The following is a 1,588-nucleotide window of genomic DNA, read 5'->3' on the forward strand; positions in this document are numbered from 1 at the left end:
TAATGGATTATCTACGGTTATTTTAACTGTAGATGTACTACAATTTGTAATATTTGAAAGATCACAAATAGTATAATCAAATGTATAAGTTCCAGATGGCGTATGTGGATTTACACTTACTTCACCAGTAGTAGTATCAAAATTTACTCCAGATGGTAACATACTTCCTAAAGTAATTTTTACTTGATTTGATACCACACTAACACAATTCAATAAATCATTATTCAAAACGTTTGAAACTGCAATACCTCCTACATAACTATTTATTGAAACCCCTAAATCATCGTTAGATTTAATCGGACCAAACACAGTGACCGTTTGTGTACAAGTAGAAATATTACCATTATTATCAGTAACTGTCCAAGTTACAGTTGTAATTCCAATTGGGAATACTACAGGAGCATCATTCGTTACTGAAGCGATTCCGCAATTATCAGTGACAGTTGGTAAACTCAGAACAATTGTTGCTGTACATGAACCTATGTCTGTATTAGCTATAACCGCTGCTGGACAACTAATAACTGGTTTTTCTGTATCGGTAATGGTAATCGTTTGCTCACATGATAATGAGGTATTTCCTGAAGCATCGGTAGCAGTCCATGTAATTGTGGTTGTTCCTACCGGATATAAATCTGTCAATAATTTACTGTCTGAACGAACTCCTGCAAAGGTGAATGTTGTTGAACAATTATCGGTTGCTGTTGGATCTACAATAGAAACAGTTGCGCCACATTTGTTAGCATCTGCAACTTGGCTAATAGCTGTTGGACATGTGATAACTGGCTTTTCTGTATCTTTTATTATTACGTTCTGAATTGCACTTTCTATGTTTCCATTTCCGTCATCAAAACTCCAGGTAATTGTATAAGTCCCTTGTGCTGTATAAGTAAGTGGATCTGCTGTTGTTCCTGTTATTGTTCCTTTACAATTATCTGTTGTGCTTGGAACGGGTACTGTTGCTGAACATTGTGCTACAACATCTGCTAAAACTGGTTTAACTGGCTTTTCTGCATCGGCAATAGTGATCGTTTGCTCGCATGATGTTGAGATATTTCCCGAAGCATCGGTAGCTGTCCAAACTATTTTTGTTATTCCTACCGAATATAAATCTGTCAATGATTTACTGTCTGAACGAACTCCTGCAAAGGTGAATGTTGTTGAACAATTATCGGTTGCTGTTGGATCTACAATAGAAACAGTTGCGCCACATTTGTTAGCATCTGCAACTTGGCTAATAGCTGTTGGACATGTGATAACTGGCTTTTCTGTATCTTTTATTATTACGTTCTGAATTGCACTTTCTATGTTTCCATTTCCGTCATCAAAACTCCAGGTAATTGTATAAGTCCCTTGTGCTGTATAAGTAAGTGGATCTGCTGTTGTTCCTGTTATTGTTCCTTTACAATTATCTGTTGTGCTTGGAACTGGTACTGTTGCTGAACATTGTGCTATAACATCTGCTAAAACTGGTTTAACTGGCTTTTCTGCATCAGTAATAGTGATCGTTTGCTCACATGATAATGAGGCATTTCCTGAAGCATCGGTAGCTGTCCAAACTATTTTTGTTGTTCCTACCGGATATAAATCT

Annotated in this window: 1 protein-coding gene; it reads right to left on the minus strand. The window is 36.6% G+C overall.

Going from position 1 to position 1,588, the window contains the following annotated elements; genetic code table 11:
• Positions 1–1,588 (minus strand): HYR domain-containing protein (locus OA93_RS23940; protein ID WP_039116799.1); only part of this gene is annotated, 1,588 nt, incomplete at both ends.

This window comes from Flavobacterium sp. KMS (genome assembly GCF_000813005.1).
Classification (GTDB): domain Bacteria; phylum Bacteroidota; class Bacteroidia; order Flavobacteriales; family Flavobacteriaceae; genus Flavobacterium.